Genomic DNA, 21,577 nt, shown 5'->3' with positions numbered 1-21,577 from the left:
TTATGCTAAATGAACTAATTAAACGAAAAAAGAGCGTTTTAAAACGCCCTTTTTTCTATCATTTTCAAAAAGAAATTAAACGGTCATAATTTCCTTTTCTTTAACTACAAATATCTCGTCAATTTCTTTTACGTAATTATCAGTTAACTTTTGGATGTCAGCTTCAGCGTTCTTTTTCATATCATCAGAAACGTCTAATTTTTTGATATCGTTATTCGCCTCTTTACGAGCATTACGAACTCCTACTTTAGCATGTTCAGCTTCGGCTTTAGCTTGTTTCGCTAAATCTTTACGACGCTCTTCTGTTAACGGTGGAACGTTAATGATAATATTTTCTCCATTGTTCATTGGGTTAAAACCAAGATTAGCAAGCATAATTGCTTTTTCTATTTCTTGTAACATGTTTTTTTCCCAAGGTTGAATAGAAATTGTTCTAGCGTCTGGTGTGTTAACGTTGGCAACTTGTCCTAACGGAGTTGCAGACCCGTAATAATCTACCTGTATGTTTGCTAACATGGTAGGAGATGCTTTACCAGCTCTAATACTACGCAATTCTTTTACTAAGTGCTCAATAGCACCGTTCATTGCCTCTTTGGTCGAATCTAAAATAAAATCAATTTCTTCAGTCATTTTGTTCGTATTTAAAACCTCAAGCAGTATGAGGGTAATTTTTCAGTTTATTCGTTGTCAACTATTGTTCCAATATTTTCACCAGAAATTAACTTTAATAAGTTTCCTTTCGTGTTCATATCGAAAACAATAATAGGTAATTTGTTCTCTTCGCTTAAAGTAAAAGCTGTCATGTCCATTACTTTTAAGCCTTTGTCAATAACGTCTTTAAAGGTAATGTTTTCATACTTAACAGCATCTTTATTTTTTTCAGGATCAGCATTGTAAATACCATCTACTCTGGTTCCTTTTAAAATAGCGTCAGCATTAATTTCAATCGCTCTTAAAACTGCAGCTGTATCTGTAGTAAAGTACGGGTTTCCTGTTCCTCCACCAAAAATAACAACACGTCCTTTTTCTAAATGTCTGTTTGCACGACGCTTAATGTAAGGCTCTGCAATTTCTTTAATTTCGATAGCGGTTTGTAAACGGGTGTGAATACCTTCGTCTTCTAAAGCACTTTGTAAGGCTAAACCGTTAATACAAGTTGCTAACATACCCATATGATCTCCTTGTACGCGATCCATACCATTACTAGCACCAGCAACACCTCTAAAAATATTACCACCACCAATAACAATAGCTACTTCTACACCTTTATCTACTACTTCTTTAATTTCTTGTGCGTATTCTTTAAGTCTTTTTGGGTCTATACCGTATTGGCGCTCTCCCATAAGTGCTTCACCACTTAATTTTAAAAGGATTCTTTTGTATTGCATTTGTTTTGTTGAAAGTTGTGCAAAGCTACATATTTTTTTTGAGAGTTTTATGCGGAAAATTTAGGTGGGTAAGTATTGTGTTACTCTCTTTGTTTAATTTTGATAACACGTGTTTTTGATAAAGAATCACGCCAACCAACGGCATCAGAACCTAAAAATGAGAAAGCATTAAAAGGAATATATCTACATAATGATCTTAATAAAATAGCGTCAAATGTAGGTTTGTTACCGTTTTCATCTACAACTTTTGTTCTTGTTATAAACTTAGCAATCGATCTGCCCGTTAAAGCTTCAAAAAAAGAATAGTAGAACATTCCTATAATAAAAGCCCATATATATTCTTCTAATTTTCCCATTTGATCAAAATATCCTACAGAGTCAGGAGAAATAATAGCAAGGAGAAGAGTAAACACAAAGCCTAAGAAAAAGCTGATCATTAATATAAATATTCTATCAAGAAGATAATTAGCAAAGCGCGTACCTTGACTCGCAATTTGACTGTCTAGTTCATTTTTACTTTTTTTTGCTAAAAGTTTTTCTTTTAGTTGTGTGTTTTCATCGAATGATTCACAAGTATCTTCAAAATCTGCAATAGAGTTTGTTAGTCCACAAATAATTCCTTTTTGACTATCAAATTTTTGATTGTTGCAAATTTTACAAAATTTTAAATGTTCTTCTCTTGTCATAGCTGTTTTTTATTAGATGAAGCGCTAATGTATTTAAAATTGAATTGAAAATGAATCTAAATTAGTTGCACAAAAAAACCATCCAAAAATGGATGGTTTTCTATAATATGATTGTTGAGAATTATCCTAAAGTAACTCTTACGAAGTTTTTAACTTCAACGTCACCGTAAGAAGAAACATATTCTGCAACAGTTTTCTTTTCATCTTTGATGAACTTTTGATCTAATAAACATTGTTCTTGATCTAAAGTTGTGTTATCAGAGATAAATCTTTCCATTTTACCTGGTAAGATTTTGTCCCAAATTTGCTCTGGTTTACCTTCAGCTTTTAATTGCTCTTTAGCTTCTTTTTCAGCTTCAGCCATAGCTTCATCAGTTAACTGTAATCTAGATACGAATTGAGGTACGTTCTTTAAGGTTTTACCTAAACGAGCTAACTCTTCGTTATCTTTAATAATTGCAGCGATTCTAGCTTCAGTTTCAGAAGCTACATAAGCAGGATCAAAATCTTTGTAAGATAATGAAACAGCTCCCATTGAAGCAGCTTGCATAGCTAAGTCTTTAGTTAATTCAGCAGCGTTGTCTACAGCAGCAGTTAAACCTACCATAGCAGCAATTTTACCAACGTGAGTGTAAGCTCCTACGTATGGTGCTTCGATTTTTTCGAAAGCAGTGATATCGATTTTTTCACCGATAACTCCTGTTTGCTCGATTAATTTCTCAGCAACAGTCATTCCTCCAAAATCAGCAGCTAAAAACTCCTCTTTTGTATTGTAGTTAAAAGCGATGTCTACAAATTCTTGAGCTAATTCTTTAAAAGAATCATTTTTAGCTACGAAATCTGTTTCACATGCTAATACGATAGCAACTCCATAAGTATTGTCATCGCTAATTTTTGTAATAGCTACACCTTCAGTAGACTCACGATCTGCTCTTTTAGCAGCGATCTTTTGTCCTTTTTTACGTAAAATTTCAATAGCTTTATCAAAGTCACCTTCTGCTTCTACTAATGCTTTTTTACAATCCATCATACCAGCTCCGGTAGTTTCTCTTAATTTTTTTACGTCTGCAGCGCTAATTTTTACTGACATTTCTATCGTTATTTTTTAATTGTAATTAATTGTTGTAAGGTATAAAAATTTAAAGGCTTCAATGTAATGAAACCTTTAAATTAAAATTATTATGCTTCTTCAGATGCTGGAGCGTCAGCTGTTTTATCAGCTTTAGCTTTTTCTTTGTCAGCTTTTCTTTCAGTTAAGCCTTCTGCGATTGCATCAGTTACATACGATAATACTTTATCGATAGATTTTGAAGCATCATCGTTTGCAGGGATTACAAAATCAATCGGTCTTGGATCAGAGTTTGTATCAACCATTGCAAAGATTGGAATGTTTAATTTTTGTGCTTCAGCAATAGCAATGTGTTCTTTCTTTACGTCAATTACAAATAAAGCTCCTGGTAAACGAGTCATATCAGAAATTGAACCTAAGTTCTTTTCTAATTTTTCACGTTGACGGTTGATTTGTAATTTTTCTCTTTTTGATAAAGCGTCGAAAGAACCATCAGTCTTCATTCTATCAATAGAAGCCATTTTCTTTACGGCTTTACGAATAGTAACGAAGTTAGTTAACATACCACCTGGCCATCTTTCAGTGATGTAAGGCATGTTTACAGCTTTCGCTTTTTCAGCAACGATATCTTTAGCTTGCTTCTTAGTTGCAACGAATAAGATTTTACGTCCTGAGTTAGCTATTTTTTGTAACGCAGCAGAAGCTTCGTCAATTTTAGCTGAAGTTTTATACAAATCGATAATGTGTACACCATTACGCTCTGTATAGATGTATGGAGCCATGTTTGGGTTCCATTTTCTAGTTAAGTGTCCAAAGTGAACACCACTTTCTAATAATTCTTGAATGTTTGCCATTTTAATAAATGTGTTTACGTTCTGTTTTCGCAATACTTTAAGTAGTCCCGAAGTGTCGGGAGTCTGAAGTATTTAGATACTAAACTGTTAAAAATTGATTTATAAATAACAGTTCCAATAAACGATTAACGTTTAGAGAACTGGAATTTCTTACGTGCTTTCTTCTGACCGAATTTCTTACGCTCAACCATTCTTGGATCACGAGTTAATAATCCTTCTGGTTTTAATACTGCTTTGTCTTCTTCGTTAATAGCTACTAATGCTCTAGTAATTGCTAAACGAATAGCTTCAGCTTGACCAGTTACACCACCACCGTAAACGTTTACTTTAATATCGTAAGCGTCAAGGTTTTCAGTTAACATTAAAGGTTGTTGAACCTTGTATTGTAAAGTTGGTGTAGTGAAATAGTTTTTAAACTCTCTTTTGTTGATAGTGATGTTTCCACTTCCTTGAGAAACATAAACACGAGCAACAGCTGTTTTTCTTCTACCTATTTTGTGTACAGTTTCCATAATTATTTAAGATCGTTAAGGTTAATAGCTTTAGGTTTTTGAGCTTCTTGACCGTGCTCTGTACCTGCGTAAACATATAAATTTTTGAATAACGCGCTACCTAAACGGTTTTTAGGTAACATACCTTTTACTGCTTTTTCAATAAGTCTTGTAGGATCTTTTTGAAACATTTCTGTAGCAGTTAATGATCTTTGTCCTCCTGGGTAGCCTGTGTGACGGATATAAGTTTTATCAGCCCACTTGTTTCCAGTTAAGTTGATCTTTTCAGCGTTGATGATTACAACGTTGTCTCCACAATCTACGTGAGGAGTATAATTTGGCTTGTACTTACCTCTAATAAGTTTTGCAACTTTAGAAGCTAGACGACCTAAAGATTGCCCGTCCGCATCAACAACAACCCACTCTTTGTTTACAGTGTTCTTGTTAGCCGATACTGTTTTGTAACTTAATGTGTTCATAATTACACGATTAGTTTTTGTTTATAATTAATAATTTTTTGTCCTTTAAAAAGGTCTGCAAATGTACAATTAATTATTTGATTGACAAATAGCGTGTTAGTTTAATTTTCTTCTTTTTTAATATCCTGTATTTTAAAGCATAAAAAAAACGTGCTTTAAGCACGTTTTTAATAAATATGTTTTTAAAGACTATTCTACTTTTTGATCTAACAAATCAAAGAATTGATTCAATCTTGGTAAGATAATAATCTTTGTACGTCTGTTTTTAGCTTTGTTTTCAGGAGTGTTATTTTCTACTAAAGGAACATAGCTACTTCTACCTGCAGCAATTAATCTTTCAGGAGCTACATTGTACTTTCCTTGTAATTCACGAACAATAGCAGTAGAACGTAAAACACTTAATCCCCAGTTGTCTTTTAATGCAGAACCAGCAGCAACAGGAGTGTTATCAGTATGTCCTTCTACCATTACATCCATTTGAGGTTGACCATTTACAACAGTTGCAACTTTTTCTAACACTTTAGAAGCTTTGTCGTTAATTGTATAGCTACCACTTTTGAATAATAATTTATCAGAAATAGAAATAAACACTACAGTTTTTTCAACGTTTACTTCAATATCTTCGTCATCAATACCATCTTGTAATTCTCTTTTTAAGTGGAATGCAACTACTAAATTTAAAGAGTCTTTTTTAGAAGCAGCCTCTCTAATTTTGTTGATGTACTTGTCTTTTTTGCTTAACTGAGATAAGGTTTCTTTTATGTTGTCATTAGCTCCTTTTGTTAATACAGTTAAGTTTTCTACTTGTTGTAAAGTGTTTTCTTTGTCTTTCTTTAATTCAGTTACTCTAGATTCTAAAGAGAACGCTTTTTCTTCGCAATTTTCTTTTTCAACCAAGCACTTCGTTAAGTTAGCTTTAACCGCTAATAATTCTTCTTTCGTTTGTTCATGTTTAGCCTTAACAGCCTCTAATTCTTTTGTAGAAGCACACGATGCTAATAAAAGAGCGGCACTAAGGAATAAGAATACTTTTTTCATTTTGATTCTATGTTTTAGATGTATTATTAATAATTAATAGTTGAGCAAATTTATAAAAATGAAGACACAAAAAAGAGAATTAACAATCTTTTATGAAGATTGAAAGCACTAATTTTGTGGCAAAATTTTAACCATGATCAAAAAAGTAACGCTTATAATAGTTTCATTATTGTTGTTTACATCTTGTAAAGAAGAAAAAAAAATAGAGGAGACTAAATTAGAAGGAGGTGTTTTTGGAACCACGTATCATATAACTTATATGAGCAGTGATAATTATCAAAAATCTATTGATAGTTTGTTTCATTTAGTCAATAAGTCACTTTCAACCTACATGCCTACTTCTGATATTTCAAAAATTAATCAAGGAGATACTACGATAGTGGTTGATGATATGTTTGTTGAAGTGTTTGAAAAAGCTAAAAAAATATACAAAGAGACTGACGGGTATTTTGATCCGACGATTGGTAGATTGATAGATGCTTACGGATTCGGTTCAGGAAAAGAAAAGAAAGATTTAACTTCGGAAGAAATTGCAGCTTTGATGGAGAATGTTGGATTCGATAAAGTTTCATTGAAAGATAGAAGGGTTTACAGAGAAAGTGAAAACATAGAGTTTAATGTAAATGCTTTTGCAAAAGGATACGGAGTAGATGTTGTTGGAAGGTTTTTAGAATCGAAAAATATTCATGATTACTTGGTGGAAATAGGAGGTGAGATTAGGGCAAGAGGAACAAAACATGGAAAGCTGTGGAAAGTGGCTATTGAAAAACCTAATGTTGATGGTACACGTTCTGTTCAAAAAATAATAGAGTTGGATAACGAATCTATGGCAACTTCTGGGAATTATAGAAAGTACAAAGTAAATGCTGAAGGAAAAAAAATAGTACACACGGTAAATGCTAGAACAGGATTAGCAGAGGAAAGTAATTTGTTAAGTGTGTCGGTTCGTTTAAAAGGAGATTGTGCGGATGTAGATGCGTATGCAACTGCTTTTTTAGCAATGGGACTAGAAAAAACAAAAGAGTTTCTCAAAGAACATCCAGAATTAAAAGTAGTGTTGTTGTATCATAGCGATACAGATGAACTAGCAGAATATGAAAACTAGTTTTTATAACATACAGGCAAAATTTCGCCTTTCATTAAAGCAAATCGTTCTAGTTTTTCTGGAGCGATTTTCTAGTTTTTCTGGAGCGATTTTTTTTGTGTAGTCTATTTCATCAACTGTAAATCCTGTAGAGCGTAACTTGTCAAAGTAATCACGTCCGTACACACGAACATGGTCGTACTGACCGAAGATTTTTGCACGTTCTTTAGGGTTGGTTATTGAATCGTCTTCAAAAGTAACTTCTCTGTTTAAATCTTGAGGGATTTGAAAAATACCAAATCCACCAACTTTCATTACTCGATACAATTCTTGCATTGCCTTAGTGTCATCAGGGATGTGTTCTAGTACATGATTACAAAACACTACATCAAAAGAGTTGTCTTCAAAAGGTAGGTCGCAAATATCTGCTTTTACATCTGCAATGGGCGATTCTAAATCGGAAGTAATATATTCTAGATTTTGTTGTTTTCTGAAAAGATCTAAAAAACACTGTTCAGGAGCAATATGTAATACTTTTAGTTTTTTCTCTGAAGAAAAAAAGTTGCTTTCCTGTTGTAAAAAAAGCCACAGTAAGCGATGTCTTTCTAACGATAGTGTTGAGGGAGAAAGTGCGTTTTCTCGTTGTACACCATATCCATAAGGTAAAAATTTACGAAACGATTTTCCATCAATAGGATCAGTAAATTTATCTCCTTTTAACCACCAAGTAATTACAGGTCTAGCTAAATAACTAGCTTTAATTAAAATTGGTCTTGGGATGGTATTTAGTATCGTTTTGAATAAAGACACAAATTATATAACTAAAGGTTGTTGTCTGAATTCATCTTCTTCGTTACTTTCAATACCTAAAGCATCGTAAATATACTTAAAAGTTGATAATAACTCAGGTTTTCCGTCGATAATGGCAACATCGTGCTCAAAGTGTGCAGAAGGTTTGTTATCTAAAGTAGTAATAGTCCATCCGTCACTGTGTTGGCGAATTTTTTGTGTACCTAAGTTTGTCATTGGTTCAATAGCAACTACCATACCTTCAACAAACTTTTTACCACGACCTCTTTTTCCGTAGTTAGGCATCTCAGGATCTTCGTGCATTTTACGACCTAATCCGTGTCCTACTAATTCGCGAACAACTCCATAGCCATGTTTTTCGGTAAAGTTTTGAATCGCAAACCCTACATCGCCTACACGATTTCCTACTTTAAATTCACGAATACCTACGTATAAACTTTCTTTAGTAACGTCTAATAATTTTTGTACTTCAGGTGATACTTCACCTACAGCAAACGTGTAAGCGTGATCTCCATAAAAATCATTTTTTATAGCCCCACAATCAATAGAAATAATATCACCTTCTTGTAATGGCGTGTTGTTTGGAATTCCGTGAACCACTTGAGAGTTAGGACTCATACAAAGTGTGTTTGGAAAATCGTACAAGCCTAAAAAACCAGGGATAGCACCTTGCTCACGAATAAATTCTTCAGCAAGTTTATCAAGATATAATGTAGTAACTCCAGGTTTTACTTCTTTGGCAAGCATACCTAAGGTTTTTGATACTACTAAAGCACTTTCGCGCATTAATTCTATTTCTTCTCTAGTTTTTTGAATAATCATGTTAAAAATATTGAGGCGCAAATTTACGGTTATTTTTGATATGGATGCTTGTATTCTTGACCCGATAGTATTTTTAAGAAATCTTCTTCAACAGAGCTGTCGTCTAAAGCATGTTCTACAAAACGACCTATTTCTTTTCCGTCTTTATAAAAAATAAAGGTTGGGACATGAGTAATATCAAATCCTTCTTCTAATCCGTTTGCTTTCTTTTGACGATTAACCGTAACTAACTCAAGGTTTTTATAGTTGAAATCAGCTTCGTCTAAAATTTTATAAAAATTTGGAACGTCTCTTTGGCTATCTCCACACCAAGTTCCCATAAAAGCTTTGATTTTTATATCTTTCAAATAAGGTTTTAGTTGTTCAACCGTGTTTTTATCAGTTTCGTAATAGGAATAAAAATCGTTAAACCATTCACTGCCGTAAGGTTCTTGCTGAAGGTCCTTTTTCGTGGCTATACCTACTAAATTTCCATTTTCGTTTTTGGTTGCAAGATTTTTAGGTGCTGATGCACATGATACTACTAAAGCAGTAATAAGCAAATACACGATTTTGTTCATAAAATATATTTTAAATAAGCGAATGTTGTGTCATTTCTTCAGGTTGTTCAATACCCATTAATTTTAAAATAGTTGGAGCAACATCGCCTAAAATACCACTTTTTATTGATTTTAACTCCTTGTCAATTAAAATCATAGGGACAGGATTGGTAGTGTGCGCTGTGTGTGGTGTTCCATCTGGATTAATCATCGTTTCACAGTTTCCGTGATCGGCGATTAGAATAGTAGTGTAATCGTTATCTAGCGCAGTAGTTACTACATCTTTTACACAAGAGTCAACTGCTTCGCAAGCCTTAACAGCAGCTTCAAAAATCCCCGTATGACCTACCATGTCACCATTGGCAAAGTTTAAGCACACAAAATCCACATCGCCTTTTTGTAATTCAGGAACAATGGCGTCACGAATATCATAGGCGCTCATTTCTGGTTGTAAATCGTAGGTTGCTACTTTTGGTGATGGACATAACAAGCGTTTTTCACCTTTAAATTCTTCTTCTCTTCCGCCAGAGAAAAAGAAAGTTACATGCGGATATTTTTCTGTTTCAGCAATTCTAATTTGACTCTTTCCTGCTGATTCTAAGACTTCGCCTAAGGTGTTTTCAATATTTTTTCCGTCGTAAACAACATGGATGTTTTTAAAAGTATCATCATAATTTGTTAGTGTAACAAAATACAATGGTAATTTTTTCATGTTGAATTCAGGGAAGTCTTTCTGATTTAAGGCTTCGGTTAATTGACGACCTCTATCGGTTCTAAAATTGAAGAAGATAACAACGTCGTCTTCTTTAATGGTTGTTTTTGGTTGATTGTTTTCATCAACCATTATGATTGGTTTGATGAATTCATCGGTTACGCCTTCGTCATAGCTTTGTTGAATACTAGTTAAAGCATCCGAAGAAAGTGAGCCTTTTCCGTTGACTAAAGCATCGTAAGCAAGTTGTACGCGTTCCCAACGATTATCGCGATCCATCGCATAGTAACGACCAGTGATTGTTGCCAATTCACCCGTGGTTTCTTGCATGTGCTTTTGAATGTCGTTGATGAAATACTTCCCTGATTTAGGGTCGCAATCACGTCCGTCAGTAAAAGCATGTAAATACACATTATCTAAACCAAAATCGTTAGCTGCTGTTAGCAACCCTTTTAAATGATCTATATGTGAGTGAATTCCTCCATTAGAAACTAACCCTAAAAAGTGAATGTTTTTGTTGTTTGCTTTCGCGTATTCAAAAGCATTTACTAATTCGGATTCTTTGGCAAGTGTCTCTTCTTTTACCGCTTTATTAATCTTAGCTAAATTCTGATACACAATTCTACCAGCACCTAGGTTCATGTGGCCTACTTCCGAATTTCCCATTTGACCTTCAGGTAAACCAACATGCTCACCATCAGTTCTTAATTGTGCATGTGGAAATTTATCGTATAAAGAATTTATAAAAGGAGTTTTCGCATTATATATAGCCGAAACTTTTGGATCTTGGGTAATTCCCCAACCATCCAAAATCATAAGTATTACTTTCTTGTTCATGTTGCAAATTTACTTCTTTGAATTAAAATACCTGTAATGAATATGGATTAAACATAAAAAATGAATTGAGTTAAGATTTGTATGAAAAGAGATAATTTGAGGTTGCTTCTCTGTTTAGTTTTGCAGTGTAACTTAAAAACAATAACATGAAAAAATTAATTTTATTAGTAGTAGCAATAACAAGTTTTACAATGGTAAAAGCTCAGGTAGGAGAAGGAACAAATTGGTTAAAGATGGGTATTCATGGTGGTTTACCAGTAGGTGATATGTCTGATATTTCGTCTTTTGCATTAGGAGCAGATTTAAAATACCAATTCTTAGATACTGAAAGTTTTGCTATTGGAGTATCGACAGGATATACACATTATTTTGGTAAAGAAGAAGGATTGCTTCAGTTTGCTGATGTTGGAGTTATTCCGTTAGCAGGATTGTTTAGGTTTTACCCTACAGAAAACTTTTTCTTAGGAACCGATATTGGTTATGGTTTCTTAACCGAAGGAGATGAAGGAGGTTTTTATTACAGACCAGAAATAGGATACCATGATGACGAATGGAATATTTACGGATACTACCAAAGTGTAGCTACAGATGGTATTGAGCCGACTTCGATTGGAATTGGAATTAACTATAATATCGTTCAAGGTAAATAATACAGTTAGATAAATAAAAGTAAAAGTGACACTTGCTAGCAGGTGTCACTTTTTTATTATAGTAGGTTTATAAGGTAAAACAATATTGAAAAGATGACAACTAGAAAAACGAGGTTTTTTATCCATACAATCTGATTTTCTCTTTTTGTTTTTATACGGATTTCTTCCAGTTGCTTTTTACTAGCAGATTTTTTAAAGTGTAGCGTATCATTATTTTCTTTTTGAAATCGTTCAAGCTTTTCAAAAGCACTTACTCTTTTTCTTTTGTTGTTTTTTAAACTGGTTATCATTGCTGATACTGATCCTCCAAAACCCATAGCAAATTGTTTTTAATTTTTTTTAGAACTACTGTGCATTAGTAAATATAAGAAATTTAGAATTTAACGGATATCAATTTTTTGTAAACTATAAAAATCCTAAATTTACAGAGCAAAACAAACAACATTATGGAACCTCATTTTGAATTAAACGAAGTTACCAAAAAGCTACCCAAGCACTTACATAAATTCGTAGTAAAACAACCGTATGACGAGTACACTGCGCAAAACCAAGCCGTATGGCGTTATGTAATGCGAATGAATGTAGATTACCTTGGTAAAGTAGCGCATGCTTCATATATAGATGGACTGAAAAAAACAGGAATTTCAGTTGAAAAAATTCCTCATATGCAAGGAATGAACCGTATTTTGAAAGAAATAGGTTGGGCGGCAGTATCGGTAGATGGATTTATTCCGCCAAATGCTTTTATGGAATTTCAAGCATACAATGTACTGGTAATCGCATCAGATATGCGTACGATTGACCATATAGAATATACACCGGCACCTGATATTATTCACGAAGCAGCTGGCCATGCACCTATTATTGCAAATCCAGAATATGCAGAGTATTTACGTCGTTTTGGAGAAATTGGAGCCAAGGCAATTTCATCAGCGAAAGATTATGAAATGTATGAAGCTATTCGTTTATTATCTATTCTAAAGGAAGATCCAAATTCTACCCAAGAAGAGATTGATGAAGCGCAAGAGAAAGTAGAGTGGTTACAAGATAATATGGGAGAGCTTTCGGAAATGGCTCAGATTAGAAATCTTCACTGGTGGACAGTGGAGTATGGGTTGATAGGGACTCTCGAAAATCCGAAAATTTATGGAGCGGGATTGTTATCTTCAATAGGAGAGAGTAAATGGTGTATGAAAGATGAGGTAGAAAAAGTTGCATATACATTAGATGCTGCTAATGTAAACTTTGATATCACGAAGCCGCAACCTCAATTATTTGTAACGCCAGATTTTGCTCATTTAAGTTTAGTATTGGAGCAATTTGCTAATAAAATGGCTATCAGAACAGGAGGACTAAAAGGAATTGAAAAACTCATTGATTCTAAAAATTTAGGAACTATCGAGTTAAGTACAGGAATTCAGGTGTCAGGGGTTTTTACCAATGTAATAACTGATGAGAATAATAAAGCCATTTATATACAAACAACAGGTCCTACTGCGTTAGCAAATAGAGATAAAGAGTTGATAGGTCACGGAACAAATTACCACGCAGAAGGTTTTGGAAGTCCGATAGGGAAGCTAAAAGGAATTAATATTCCGATAGAAAATATGAGTCCTCGTGATTTGAAAGCCTACGGGATTTATGAAGGAGAGCAGGTTGCTTTAGAGTTTGAAGGCGGAATAAAAGTAGAAGGAGAAGTAATTACAGGAACCAGAGATTTACGAGGTAGGATTTTATTGATATCTTTTAAAGACTGTACCGTAACTCATGGTGATACTGTATTGTTTCACCCAGATTGGGGAGTGTATGATATGGCGGTTGGAGTTGATGTCGTTTCTGCTTTTTCTGCTTTTGCAGGACCTGCAGATATAACCTCGTTTGGTGATGTAGGAAAAGTGTCAGAAACAAAAACTCATAAGATTCAGTATTCAGAATCAGATAAAAAATTATATAGTTTGTATAATGAAGTGAGGATGATGAGAAAGGCTGGCACAGTTTCTGAGGAGAAAGTTCAAGGAATTTTTAATGAAGTAAGTTCTCAGTTTAAAAACGATTGGTTACTGCCTTTAGAATTATTGGAGTTAGCCGTAATGAATAATTTTTCAATAAAAGATACGTTACGTAACTACCTTGAATCGATGAAAAGTAACAAGAGTTACACAACGTTAATTGAAAACGGCTTACTTTTGTTGGAGAATTACCAAGAAGCATAACATGGGATTATTTAATTTATTTAGAAAGAAAGATATGAGTAACGAAATACAGGAATATTTAGCTAAAGGAGCGGTAGTATTAGATGTAAGAACTTTAGCAGAATGGAATGAAGGGCATAGTGAAGGAGCTAAACACATCGTGTTAGCAACCATTCCTTTAAATGTTGATGAAATTAAATCGTGGAATAAACCAGTAATTGCAGTTTGTAGAAGTGGTGGTAGAAGCGGACAAGCAACTCAGTTTTTACAAAATCATGGAGTAGATGTAATTAACGGTGGTCCATGGCAAAATGTAGATCAATACTTAGTGAGTAAGTAAAAAACGAACTAAAAATTCATAAAAGGAAATGCTTGTAAAAGTGTTTCCTTTTTTTGTTGTAATTTTTTTAAAAATAATTGATGCGCTTCAGAATTAGGGTTGAAAGGTCTATGCGTTAATCCTTTTTGAATAGTTTCAACTCCTTTCATAGTTTCTAAAGTTTCCTCGCTAAACCAAACTTCTGAGAATTTTTCCCAAATATAATCGATTGCTGTTTGGTTTGGGTGAATCATGTCTTCAGCATAAAAACGATAATCACGCAATTCATCCATCATAATTTCATACGAGGAAAAGTAATGAGTATTGTTTCTTGATTCAACTACTTGATGAATAGCCGAAAGTAAATGCGCTTTACTACGTTGGTTTTCTATAAATCCGTCTTTAATATGACGAACGGGTGAAACTGTATAAATAATTGTTGTTTCTGGATTTATAGATTTGATTAAAGAATTAATCGCTTCCAAGCTTTCTGAAACTTCTTCAACAGTTAGTAATTCTTTCAAAAATTTTTTCTGCGGAATTTTATGGCAGTTAGCAACCAATGTATCTGTAGCTATTTCACGATATACCCATGCAGTTCCTAATGTAATAATTATGTGAGAAGTATTTTTTAAATGCTGATATGTAGAGTTAATATTGGTGTTAAGAGTATTTAATAATTCCTCTTTTGAAGTCGAACTCACTACCGAATGTGCATCAAAACAGTGCCAGCGTTCATTGTGAAAAAAGACATCACTTTCGGTATACTTCTCTTCATTGATGACTTTTGTAATGAAGGTTTCAATGGCTTTGGGGTGAAATAAAATTCCGAAAGGGTTTTGTTGTGTTTGAAACTTGTAATACGACAATTTATTACCAATGTTTTCAGAAAAACAAGACCCTAACAATAACAGTTTAGAATTGTAATTAATTAAATGGTTTTTTTGTTTTTTTAAAGGAATATGAGTTTGAAAAATCATAGGTAAATTGTGAAAAATCTAATCAAAAATAGTGATAATATAGTTCAGAAGTAGAGGGTTGATTCTTAATTTAAAGAAATTTGTATATTTGTTTAATAGAAAACAAAAAGCATTGAACAATATTAAGTCGACATTTACGATTAAAGACCTAGAAAATATTTCAGGAATCAAAGCGCATACAATCCGTATTTGGGAGAAGCGCTATAATTTGCTGTCGCCTGAAAGAACTGATACAAATATTCGTTACTATTCTTCTGAGAATTTACAGAAACTTTTAAATGTTGTTTTGTTGAATCAAAACAATATCAAAATTTCCAAGATAGCAGAAATGTCTGATAATACTATAATTTTAAAGGCGAGAGAGTTGGCTTTTAAAATGGCGGTAAATGACGAGGCAATAAATTCCTTTAAAATGGCAATGTTTCAGTTCGATAAAACATTGTTTAATAATACTTACAACAGTTTGTTGAAAAGAAAAACATTTAGAGAGATTTTTAAAGATGTTTTTGTTCCTTTTCTAAATCATATAGGGCTCTTGTGGCAAACAGATACTTTATTACCGGCGCATGAGCATTTTATTTCTAACTTAATTGTTCAAAAAATACAAATCAATATAGAGAAGTTAGAGTATTCTAATAACAATTCGGAAGTTACTTATGTGTTGTTCTTGCCAGAAAATGAAGTACACGAATTAGGTTTAATATATCTAAATTATGAACTTACATTAAGGGGGTATAATACAATTTATTTAGGGCAGAGTTTGCCTTTAGATAATTTAGATCACTTTTTTAAAAGTGATGCGAAAATTTGTTTTATTACTTCTATGACAGTTCAACCCTATGATGATAAGGTGCAAGAATATTTTTCAGAAATTGAAAGAGCGCTTATGAATACAGAACATGAGTTAATAGCAATAGGTAATAAAGCTATGACTGTTGATAATGTTGATTTTAAAGCAAAAATATCAGTTCATCCTTCTTTAAAAGAGTTCTTAAATAAATATTAAAAAATTTTACCTAATCAACTTTTGTTTATTTATTTTTTGTTTTTATTAAAAAAAAAATGTAATTTTGGATAATGTTTTGGTTTTCAAGGCATATTTTTTAGTCAAACTTATTTTGTTTAACTGTTTTTTTAAAAAAATAAACAAAGTCTATCGAAGCTGAAAAATAGACTATAAAAAGTAAAAAGAGTAAGCATTAATTTAAAGTGTGTAATTATGAAAATTAAGAATTTAACTTCATTGTTGTTTTTAGGGTTGTTTTTAAGTTTTGGTATGTTAACGTCATGTAGTGATGACGATGATCCGGTGATAGAAAAGCCTAAAACTATAGTTGATGTAGCAGTTGCAGATTCCAATTTAAGTATTCTTGTATCTGCTTTACAAAAGGCCGATTTAGTATCAGCATTACAAGCGGAGGGACCATTTACGGTTTTTGCGCCTACAAACGCAGCATTTCAAGCGTTGTTAGATAGTAATGACTCGTGGAGTTCTTTAGATGATATTCCAGTAGAAACATTAAAATCAGTATTGTTGTTTCATGTGATAAGTGGTGAAGTAAAAGCAGCTGATTTATCCAATACGTATGTAAATACGTTGTCTACAGGTCCAAATGATGAGGTGTTGTCATTGCAAGTAGAAGTTGATGGAGCAGTAGAGTTTAATGGAGATTCTAAACCGATTGCTACAGATATTATGGCTTCTAATGGGGTTATTCATACAATCGATAAGGTGATGTTACCTCCTAATGTAGTGACTTTAGCATTAAATAATAGTGGTTTTACTTCTTTAGTAGCAGCATTAACAGATGATCGTCATACTACGGATTTTGTTTCTTTATTAAGTCAAGAAGGACCTTATACAATATTCGCTCCAACAAATGATGCTTTTCAAGCATTGTTAGATAGTAATGATTCTTGGAACTCGTTAGCAGATATTCCAATCGCAACATTAGAGGCGGTGTTAAAATATCATGTATTTGCAGGAGGAAATGTACAATCAGATGAATTAACCGATAATCAAGAAATCACAATGTTTGATGGAAACATAGTGACTGTTGATTTGACTAACGGAGCTAAGTTAGAAACAACTTCGGGGCAATCAGTAACAATATCTTTAACCGATGTGCAAGGAACAAATGGGGTGGTTCACGTAGTGAGCAGTGTTCTTTTACCATAATATTTAGGTTAAACAGTTGATCGTAAGCGAGATTAATTTCTCGCTTATGATTATTTTAATTATATTTATAAGAAATATTTTGAAAAAAAAAGTATATATAATAGGTTCAGGTTTCTCTTCTTTATCGGCCTCGTGTTATTTAGCAAAAGCAGGATATAATGTAATCGTGCTAGAAAAAAATGCAATAATTGGAGGTAGAGCAAGACAGCTATTAAGAGATGGTTTTACTTTTGATATAGGGCCTACATGGTATTGGATGCCAGATGTCTTTGAAAAGTTTTTTGCAGATTTTGGTAAAAAACCTTCAGATTATTACGAGTTAGAAAGGTTAGATCCTGCTTATGAGGTATACTTTGGAGAGAAAGATTCAATTGTAATTCCAGGAACATTAGAGGAGATTTATGAAGTTTTTGAAAAAGAAGAAAAAGGAAGCTCAAAACACCTGAAGTCTTTTTTAAAATCAGCAAAATATAATTACGATGTTTCTATAAACGACTTAGTTTATAAACCAGGAATTTCTCCTTTAGAGCTGGTTACTCCCGTTACTATGGGGAAAATATTTCAGTTTTTCTCTACAATTAGACATGAAGTAAGAAAGAAAATAAAAAGTAAAAAGCTAATTCAAATTTTAGAGTTCCCAGTATTGTTTTTAGGTGCAAAGCCTAGTAATACACCTGCTTTTTATAATTTTATGAATTATGCTGATTTTGGCTTGGGTACATGGCATCCAAAAGGAGGAATGTACAAAGTTATTGAGGCTATGACTACACTAGCTACTAGTTTAGGAGTAACGTTTCAAACTAATGCAAATGTTGAAGAAATTGTAGTAAATGATAAAGGAGAAACAATTGGTGTTGCGGTAGATGGAAAACTAATGGAATCTGATATAGTGTTAAGTGGAGCAGATTATCATCATACAGAAACCTTGTTGCCTTCATATCTCAGACAATATTCAGAAAGTTATTGGGATAAAAAAACATTTGCACCTTCATCATTACTCTTTTATGTAGGTTTTGATAAGAAATTAAAAAATGTATGTCATCACACATTATTTTTTGATACAGACTTCGATGTACATGCAAAAACAATATATGATGCTCCTAGTTGGCCTAAAGAACCTCTGTTTTATGCGAGCTTTCCCTCAATTACAGATGGTTCTTTTGCGCCAAAAGGAAAAGAAGTAGCTACTTTTTTAATTCCGTTAGCTCCAGGTTTACAAGATACGCCAGAGTTGAGAGAACACTATTTCGATGTTATAATAAAGAGGTTAGAAAAATTAACAAACCAATCAGTAAGAGAGCATGTGCTTTTTAAAGAAAGTTTTTGTGTAAATGATTTTGTGAAAGAGTATAATTCGTACAAAGGAAATGCTTATGGTTTAGCTAATATTTTAACACAAACAGCATTTTTAAGACCCAAGATAAAAAGTAAAAAAGTAAAGAATTTATTTTTTACAGGACAATTAACGGTGCCAGGACCAGGAGTCCCTCCGTCTTTAATTTCAGGAAAAATAGCTTCAGATTTAATTTTAAAAACGTACAAAGATGAAACAATTGTTTGATGAGGTTTCTTACGCGTGTAGTAAGTTGGTAACTCAAAAATATAGTACCTCATTTTCGTTAGCTACGAAGATGTTATCACCAAAAATACGGACAGATATTTATAATATTTACGGTTTTGTACGCTTTGCAGATGAAATAGTAGATTCTTTCCATCAGTACGATAAGGAACAATTATTACTAAAATTTGAAAGAGATTATTATGAGTCTAAGAATAGAGGAATTAGCTTGAATCCTATTTTAAACTCTTTTATATACACTGTAAACAAGTATAAAATTTCTGATGATTTAGTACAGTCGTTTTTGAAAAGTATGAAAGCTGATTTGTACAAAACAGCATATACAACTACAGAAGAGTACAATGAATACATCTACGGGTCAGCAGATGTGGTGGGGTTAATGTGTCTAAAGGTTTTTGTAAATGGAGATCAACAAAAATATGAGGAGTTAAAAGAGCCAGCAATGCGTTTAGGATCAGCATTTCAAAAAGTAAATTTTTTAAGAGACTTAAAAGAAGATTTTAACGAATTGAATAGATCTTATTTTCCAAACATCAATTTTGGGGATTTAAGTGCGGAAGGAAAAAATACAATTATTAAAGAAATAGAAGACGATTTTGACTTTGCTTATAAAAACGGAATTTTAAAGTTACCAGTTGAAGCAAAATTTGGAGTGTATATGGCATACAGGTATTACAAAAAACTATTAAAAAAGCTAAAAGACACACCTTCAACAAAAATCATGGATACTAGAGTTCGAATTTCAAACTCTATGAAAATTAATCTTCTAGCAAGAAGTTATGTAAGGTATAAATTGAATTTAATATGATTAAAAGTGGTATCTTAGGAGTACTGTTTTTTATGTCGATTATAAGCTTCAATAATGCACCTAATTTTGTTATAGAATACCATGAATTAGCTACTAAAGAAGCAGAGTCGTCTTACATAAAAAAATATAAAAACAGTAAAGAAGTAAGTATACAAGCCTATGTAGTTTCTTTACAAATGAAACAGGCAAAATATAAAACAATGCCTTGGAGTAAACTAAAAGTTTTTAACACTAATAAAAACAAATTAGAAGAGTTGATTTTAAAGAACCCTAACAATATCCATCTAAGGTATGTTAGGTTGGTAATACAAGAAAATACACCAAGTATTTTAGGATATACATCTTCTATTAAAAAAGACAAGCAGTTTTTAAAAGAAGTGCTTCAAAAAAAAGACAGTGTAAGTTATTTACATACATATATAATTAACAATACATCATTATGAATATAGCAATTTACATAGCAGTAACTACACTAACGTTTATTGTTATGGAAGGTGTTACTTGGTGCACACATAAATATGTGATGCACGGTTTTGGCTGGTATTTACATGAAGATCACCATCAACCAGGATATCCACATGTTTTTGAAAAAAACGATGCTTTTTTTGTTGTCTTTGCAATACCTAGTATGTTATTATTTTACTTCGGAATTCGACCAGAGTTAAACTTTTTGTTTTTCATAGGTCTGGGAATATTATTTTATGGTATTGCTTATTTCTTGGTGCATGATGTGTTAATTCATAGAAGATTTAAGTGGTTCGACAAAACAAACAATCAATACTTAAAAGGATTACGAAAAGCCCATAAAATTCATCACAAACATTTGGGAAAACACGACGGAGAATGTTTCGGTATGTTGTTTGTGCCCTTTAAATATTTTAATAAAAGACAATGAGTCAGTATTTATATTTAATATTAAATCTAGGAAGTTTAAGTATTCCATTACTGTATAGTATTTTTGAAAAAAAACTACACTTTATACAATATTTCAAACAAGCAGCTATTAGTATTTTATCAGTTGCTTTATTTTTTTTGATTTGGGATAGTTGGTTTACACAAATGGGAGTTTGGGGGTTTAATCCAGACTATCATTTATCACTAAAATTACTGCACATGCCAATAGAAGAATGGATGTTTTTCTTTTGTATTCCTTATGCATGTTTATTTACACATGAAGCATTAAAATTTTTATATCCAAAGTTTAAAATGTCAAAATCAATGACAGTAATTATAAGCCTTTTCCTCATTGTTTTAGTGAGTTTATTGTTGGTTTTTAACTTCGGAAAGTGGTATACCACAGTAAATTTTGTACTGTTCTTATTATTGTTAGGTTATGCATTAAAGAATCATTTAAACACATTGCAAGAATACTACCCTAGTTTCTTAGTGATATTAATTCCTTTTTTACTTGTCAACGGAATTTTAACAGGAAGCTTTATAGAAGAACCAGTTGTTTGGTATAACAATTCAGAAAACTTAGGATTTAGAATTTTTACGATACCTATAGAGGATGCTTTTTATGCATTTACAATGTTGTTTTCGGCACAGTTAATCTTCAACTATTTAAAAGGGAAAAAACTTGAAAGAAAATAAATACATACGGTTTTTAATATTTCTAATAGCTAACCTTTCAGCTTTAGCTATTGGGGCTTGGTTAATGAACGAAGGACCAAGAACAGATTGGTACTTGTCTTTAAACAAAGCTCCATGGACACCGGCAGGATGGATTTTTGGAGCGGCATGGACAACTATTATGGTTTTGTTTTCTGTATACATGACAAAAGTGAGTTTTCAGTATGAGTTTTTAAATAAAAAAGTACTCATTTTGTATATAGATCAGTGGGTTTTAAACGTAAGCTGGAACTATATTTTCTTTAATCAAAACCTAACAAAACTAGGCTTAGTTGTAATCGCTTTATTATGGTTACTTATTGGTTATCTCACTTTAGAGTATGTAAAAAAAATAAAATGGTATACACTATTTATACTTCCATATTTAATATGGATGACGATTGCAACTAGTCTCAACGCATACATCGTATTAAACAATTAAACTATGGC

The 21,577-nt window shown here is 32.6% G+C and carries 25 protein-coding genes and 1 pseudogene; 12 read left to right on the top strand and 14 right to left on the bottom strand.

Annotation, left to right across the window (positions count from 1 at the left end):
• Window positions 1-75: 75 nt before the first annotated feature.
• The 8 genes from frr to OU788_RS00510 form a co-directional block, all read right to left on the bottom strand.
• The gene (frr, locus tag OU788_RS00545) at window positions 76-630 is read right to left on the bottom strand and encodes a ribosome recycling factor (protein WP_274633341.1); all 555 of its coding nucleotides are present in this window, start codon (window positions 628-630) and stop codon (window positions 76-78) included.
• Window positions 631-677: 47 nt separating this feature from the next.
• On the bottom strand, window positions 678-1,388 hold the full coding sequence (pyrH, locus tag OU788_RS00540; protein ID WP_274633340.1) for a UMP kinase: 711 nt from the start codon (window positions 1,386-1,388) through the stop codon (window positions 678-680).
• Between the two features lie 80 nt (window positions 1,389-1,468).
• Window positions 1,469-2,074: an RDD family protein gene (locus OU788_RS00535; protein WP_274633339.1), complete on the bottom strand. Its 606-nt coding sequence runs from the start codon at window positions 2,072-2,074 to the stop codon at window positions 1,469-1,471.
• A gap of 121 nt (window positions 2,075-2,195) precedes the next feature.
• On the bottom strand, window positions 2,196-3,164 hold the full coding sequence (tsf, locus tag OU788_RS00530) for a translation elongation factor Ts (protein WP_274633338.1): 969 nt from the start codon (window positions 3,162-3,164) through the stop codon (window positions 2,196-2,198).
• A gap of 89 nt (window positions 3,165-3,253) precedes the next feature.
• Window positions 3,254-3,997, bottom strand: a complete 744-nt coding sequence (gene rpsB / locus OU788_RS00525) for a 30S ribosomal protein S2 (protein WP_274633337.1) — start codon at window positions 3,995-3,997, stop codon at window positions 3,254-3,256.
• A 125-nt stretch (window positions 3,998-4,122) separates the two neighbouring features.
• Complete coding sequence (gene rpsI, locus OU788_RS00520; RefSeq protein ID WP_274633336.1) at window positions 4,123-4,509, bottom strand: 30S ribosomal protein S9; 387 nt, start codon at window positions 4,507-4,509, stop codon at window positions 4,123-4,125.
• A gap of 2 nt (window positions 4,510-4,511) precedes the next feature.
• Window positions 4,512-4,967, bottom strand: coding sequence for a 50S ribosomal protein L13 (gene rplM / locus OU788_RS00515; protein WP_274633335.1), 456 nt, complete (start codon window positions 4,965-4,967; stop codon window positions 4,512-4,514).
• Window positions 4,968-5,156: 189 nt separating this feature from the next.
• The gene (locus OU788_RS00510) at window positions 5,157-6,005 is read right to left on the bottom strand and encodes an OmpA/MotB family protein (protein ID WP_274633334.1); all 849 of its coding nucleotides are present in this window, start codon (window positions 6,003-6,005) and stop codon (window positions 5,157-5,159) included.
• Between the two features lie 133 nt (window positions 6,006-6,138).
• Between OU788_RS00510 and OU788_RS00505 the strand changes: the two genes are divergently transcribed.
• Window positions 6,139-7,110: an FAD:protein FMN transferase gene (locus tag OU788_RS00505; protein WP_274633333.1), complete on the top strand. Its 972-nt coding sequence runs from the start codon at window positions 6,139-6,141 to the stop codon at window positions 7,108-7,110.
• Here OU788_RS00505 and OU788_RS00500 read toward each other — a convergent pair.
• The 4 genes and pseudogenes from OU788_RS00500 to gpmI all read right to left on the bottom strand — a co-directional run bounded on the left by OU788_RS00500 (window position 7,107) and on the right by gpmI (window position 10,809).
• Window positions 7,107-7,899, bottom strand: a pseudogene (locus OU788_RS00500) (class I SAM-dependent methyltransferase). The gene OU788_RS00505 and the pseudogene OU788_RS00500 sit on opposite strands and share 4 nt — an antisense overlap.
• 3 nt (window positions 7,900-7,902) lie before the next feature.
• Window positions 7,903-8,721, bottom strand: coding sequence for a type I methionyl aminopeptidase (gene map / locus OU788_RS00495; protein ID WP_274633332.1), 819 nt, complete (start codon window positions 8,719-8,721; stop codon window positions 7,903-7,905).
• Between the two features lie 29 nt (window positions 8,722-8,750).
• A complete protein-coding gene (locus tag OU788_RS00490; protein ID WP_274633331.1) occupies window positions 8,751-9,281 on the bottom strand; it encodes a thioredoxin family protein in 531 nt (176 codons plus the stop codon).
• A gap of 10 nt (window positions 9,282-9,291) precedes the next feature.
• On the bottom strand, window positions 9,292-10,809 hold the full coding sequence (gene gpmI / locus OU788_RS00485) for a 2,3-bisphosphoglycerate-independent phosphoglycerate mutase (protein ID WP_274633330.1): 1,518 nt from the start codon (window positions 10,807-10,809) through the stop codon (window positions 9,292-9,294).
• 146 nt (window positions 10,810-10,955) lie between these two features.
• Between gpmI and OU788_RS00480 the strand changes: the two genes are divergently transcribed.
• Window positions 10,956-11,459, top strand: coding sequence for a hypothetical protein (locus OU788_RS00480; RefSeq protein ID WP_274633329.1), 504 nt, complete (start codon window positions 10,956-10,958; stop codon window positions 11,457-11,459).
• Window positions 11,460-11,515: 56 nt separating this feature from the next.
• Here the strand turns inward: OU788_RS00480 and OU788_RS00475 are convergent, their stop codons facing one another.
• Window positions 11,516-11,776: a hypothetical protein gene (locus tag OU788_RS00475; RefSeq protein WP_274633328.1), complete on the bottom strand. Its 261-nt coding sequence runs from the start codon at window positions 11,774-11,776 to the stop codon at window positions 11,516-11,518.
• Window positions 11,777-11,905: 129 nt separating this feature from the next.
• Here OU788_RS00475 and OU788_RS00470 point away from each other — a divergent pair, with 129 nt between their 5' ends.
• A complete protein-coding gene (locus OU788_RS00470) occupies window positions 11,906-13,672 on the top strand; it encodes an aromatic amino acid hydroxylase (RefSeq protein WP_274633327.1) in 1,767 nt (588 codons plus the stop codon).
• A gap of 34 nt (window positions 13,673-13,706) precedes the next feature.
• Window positions 13,707-13,991 carry a rhodanese-like domain-containing protein gene (locus OU788_RS00465; protein ID WP_274633326.1) on the top strand — a complete coding sequence of 95 codons (285 nt, stop codon included), beginning with the start codon at window positions 13,707-13,709 and terminating at the stop codon, window positions 13,989-13,991.
• Window positions 13,992-13,999: 8 nt separating this feature from the next.
• On the opposite strand, the gene OU788_RS00460 is transcribed toward OU788_RS00465, so the two are convergent.
• Window positions 14,000-14,950, bottom strand: coding sequence for a GSCFA domain-containing protein (locus tag OU788_RS00460; protein ID WP_274633325.1), 951 nt, complete (start codon window positions 14,948-14,950; stop codon window positions 14,000-14,002).
• A 112-nt stretch (window positions 14,951-15,062) separates the two neighbouring features.
• Between OU788_RS00460 and OU788_RS00455 the strand changes: the two genes are divergently transcribed.
• The 8 genes from OU788_RS00455 (at window position 15,063) to OU788_RS00420 (ending at window position 21,569) form a co-directional block, all read left to right on the top strand.
• A complete protein-coding gene (locus OU788_RS00455; RefSeq protein ID WP_274633324.1) occupies window positions 15,063-15,956 on the top strand; it encodes a MerR family transcriptional regulator in 894 nt (297 codons plus the stop codon).
• A gap of 213 nt (window positions 15,957-16,169) precedes the next feature.
• Complete coding sequence (locus OU788_RS00450; RefSeq protein WP_274633323.1) at window positions 16,170-17,129, top strand: fasciclin domain-containing protein; 960 nt, start codon at window positions 16,170-16,172, stop codon at window positions 17,127-17,129.
• 79 nt (window positions 17,130-17,208) lie between these two features.
• Window positions 17,209-18,690 (top strand): phytoene desaturase family protein, encoded by a 1,482-nt coding sequence (locus OU788_RS00445; RefSeq protein ID WP_274633322.1) that lies wholly within the window; start codon window positions 17,209-17,211, stop codon window positions 18,688-18,690.
• On the top strand, window positions 18,674-19,516 hold the full coding sequence (locus OU788_RS00440) for a phytoene/squalene synthase family protein (protein ID WP_274633321.1): 843 nt from the start codon (window positions 18,674-18,676) through the stop codon (window positions 19,514-19,516). The genes OU788_RS00445 and OU788_RS00440 overlap by 17 nt, the downstream gene beginning before the upstream one ends.
• Window positions 19,517-19,548: 32 nt before the next feature.
• Window positions 19,549-19,959: a hypothetical protein gene (locus OU788_RS00435; protein WP_274633320.1), complete on the top strand. Its 411-nt coding sequence runs from the start codon at window positions 19,549-19,551 to the stop codon at window positions 19,957-19,959.
• Window positions 19,956-20,411, top strand: coding sequence for a sterol desaturase family protein (locus OU788_RS00430; protein ID WP_274633319.1), 456 nt, complete (start codon window positions 19,956-19,958; stop codon window positions 20,409-20,411). The genes OU788_RS00435 and OU788_RS00430 overlap by 4 nt, the downstream gene beginning before the upstream one ends.
• Window positions 20,408-21,109 (top strand): lycopene cyclase domain-containing protein, encoded by a 702-nt coding sequence (locus OU788_RS00425; protein WP_274633318.1) that lies wholly within the window; start codon window positions 20,408-20,410, stop codon window positions 21,107-21,109. The genes OU788_RS00430 and OU788_RS00425 overlap by 4 nt, the downstream gene beginning before the upstream one ends.
• Window positions 21,096-21,569 (top strand): TspO/MBR family protein, encoded by a 474-nt coding sequence (locus tag OU788_RS00420; RefSeq protein ID WP_274633317.1) that lies wholly within the window; start codon window positions 21,096-21,098, stop codon window positions 21,567-21,569. The genes OU788_RS00425 and OU788_RS00420 overlap by 14 nt, the downstream gene beginning before the upstream one ends.
• The last annotated feature ends 8 nt before the right edge of the window (window positions 21,570-21,577 follow it).

The sequence above is a fragment of the Tenacibaculum sp. L6 genome, assembly GCF_028823685.1.
In the GTDB taxonomy this organism is placed as follows: Bacteria; Bacteroidota; Bacteroidia; order Flavobacteriales; family Flavobacteriaceae; genus Polaribacter.
This window is presented reverse-complemented; position numbering and strand designations above follow the sequence as displayed.

Bases quoted from the DNA above. Each gene is read 5' to 3' on its own strand.
- rpsB (WP_274633337.1), bottom strand. From the start codon at position 3,997: ATGGCAAACATTCAAGAATTATTAGAAAGTGGTGTTCACTTTGGACAC.
- tsf (WP_274633338.1), bottom strand. From the start codon at position 3,164: ATGTCAGTAAAAATTAGCGCTGCAGACGTAAAAAAATTAAGAGAAACT.
- OU788_RS00535 (WP_274633339.1), bottom strand. From the start codon at position 2,074: ATGACAAGAGAAGAACATTTAAAATTTTGTAAAATTTGCAACAATCAA.
- OU788_RS00470 (WP_274633327.1), top strand. From the start codon at position 11,906: ATGGAACCTCATTTTGAATTAAACGAAGTTACCAAAAAGCTACCCAAG.
- OU788_RS00480 (WP_274633329.1), top strand. From the start codon at position 10,956: ATGAAAAAATTAATTTTATTAGTAGTAGCAATAACAAGTTTTACAATG.
- map (WP_274633332.1), bottom strand. From the start codon at position 8,721: ATGATTATTCAAAAAACTAGAGAAGAAATAGAATTAATGCGCGAAAGT.
- frr (WP_274633341.1), bottom strand. From the start codon at position 630: ATGACTGAAGAAATTGATTTTATTTTAGATTCGACCAAAGAGGCAATG.
- OU788_RS00460 (WP_274633325.1), bottom strand. From the start codon at position 14,950: ATGATTTTTCAAACTCATATTCCTTTAAAAAAACAAAAAAACCATTTA.
- OU788_RS00435 (WP_274633320.1), top strand. From the start codon at position 19,549: ATGTCGATTATAAGCTTCAATAATGCACCTAATTTTGTTATAGAATAC.
- OU788_RS00430 (WP_274633319.1), top strand. From the start codon at position 19,956: ATGAATATAGCAATTTACATAGCAGTAACTACACTAACGTTTATTGTT.
- OU788_RS00505 (WP_274633333.1), top strand. From the start codon at position 6,139: ATGATCAAAAAAGTAACGCTTATAATAGTTTCATTATTGTTGTTTACA.
- OU788_RS00425 (WP_274633318.1), top strand. From the start codon at position 20,408: ATGAGTCAGTATTTATATTTAATATTAAATCTAGGAAGTTTAAGTATT.
- rplM (WP_274633335.1), bottom strand. From the start codon at position 4,967: ATGAACACATTAAGTTACAAAACAGTATCGGCTAACAAGAACACTGTA.
- pyrH (WP_274633340.1), bottom strand. From the start codon at position 1,388: ATGCAATACAAAAGAATCCTTTTAAAATTAAGTGGTGAAGCACTTATG.
- gpmI (WP_274633330.1), bottom strand. From the start codon at position 10,809: ATGAACAAGAAAGTAATACTTATGATTTTGGATGGTTGGGGAATTACC.
- OU788_RS00490 (WP_274633331.1), bottom strand. From the start codon at position 9,281: ATGAACAAAATCGTGTATTTGCTTATTACTGCTTTAGTAGTATCATGT.
- OU788_RS00510 (WP_274633334.1), bottom strand. From the start codon at position 6,005: ATGAAAAAAGTATTCTTATTCCTTAGTGCCGCTCTTTTATTAGCATCG.
- OU788_RS00475 (WP_274633328.1), bottom strand. From the start codon at position 11,776: ATGGGTTTTGGAGGATCAGTATCAGCAATGATAACCAGTTTAAAAAAC.
- OU788_RS00465 (WP_274633326.1), top strand. From the start codon at position 13,707: ATGAGTAACGAAATACAGGAATATTTAGCTAAAGGAGCGGTAGTATTA.
- OU788_RS00450 (WP_274633323.1), top strand. From the start codon at position 16,170: ATGAAAATTAAGAATTTAACTTCATTGTTGTTTTTAGGGTTGTTTTTA.
- OU788_RS00440 (WP_274633321.1), top strand. From the start codon at position 18,674: ATGAAACAATTGTTTGATGAGGTTTCTTACGCGTGTAGTAAGTTGGTA.
- rpsI (WP_274633336.1), bottom strand. From the start codon at position 4,509: ATGGAAACTGTACACAAAATAGGTAGAAGAAAAACAGCTGTTGCTCGT.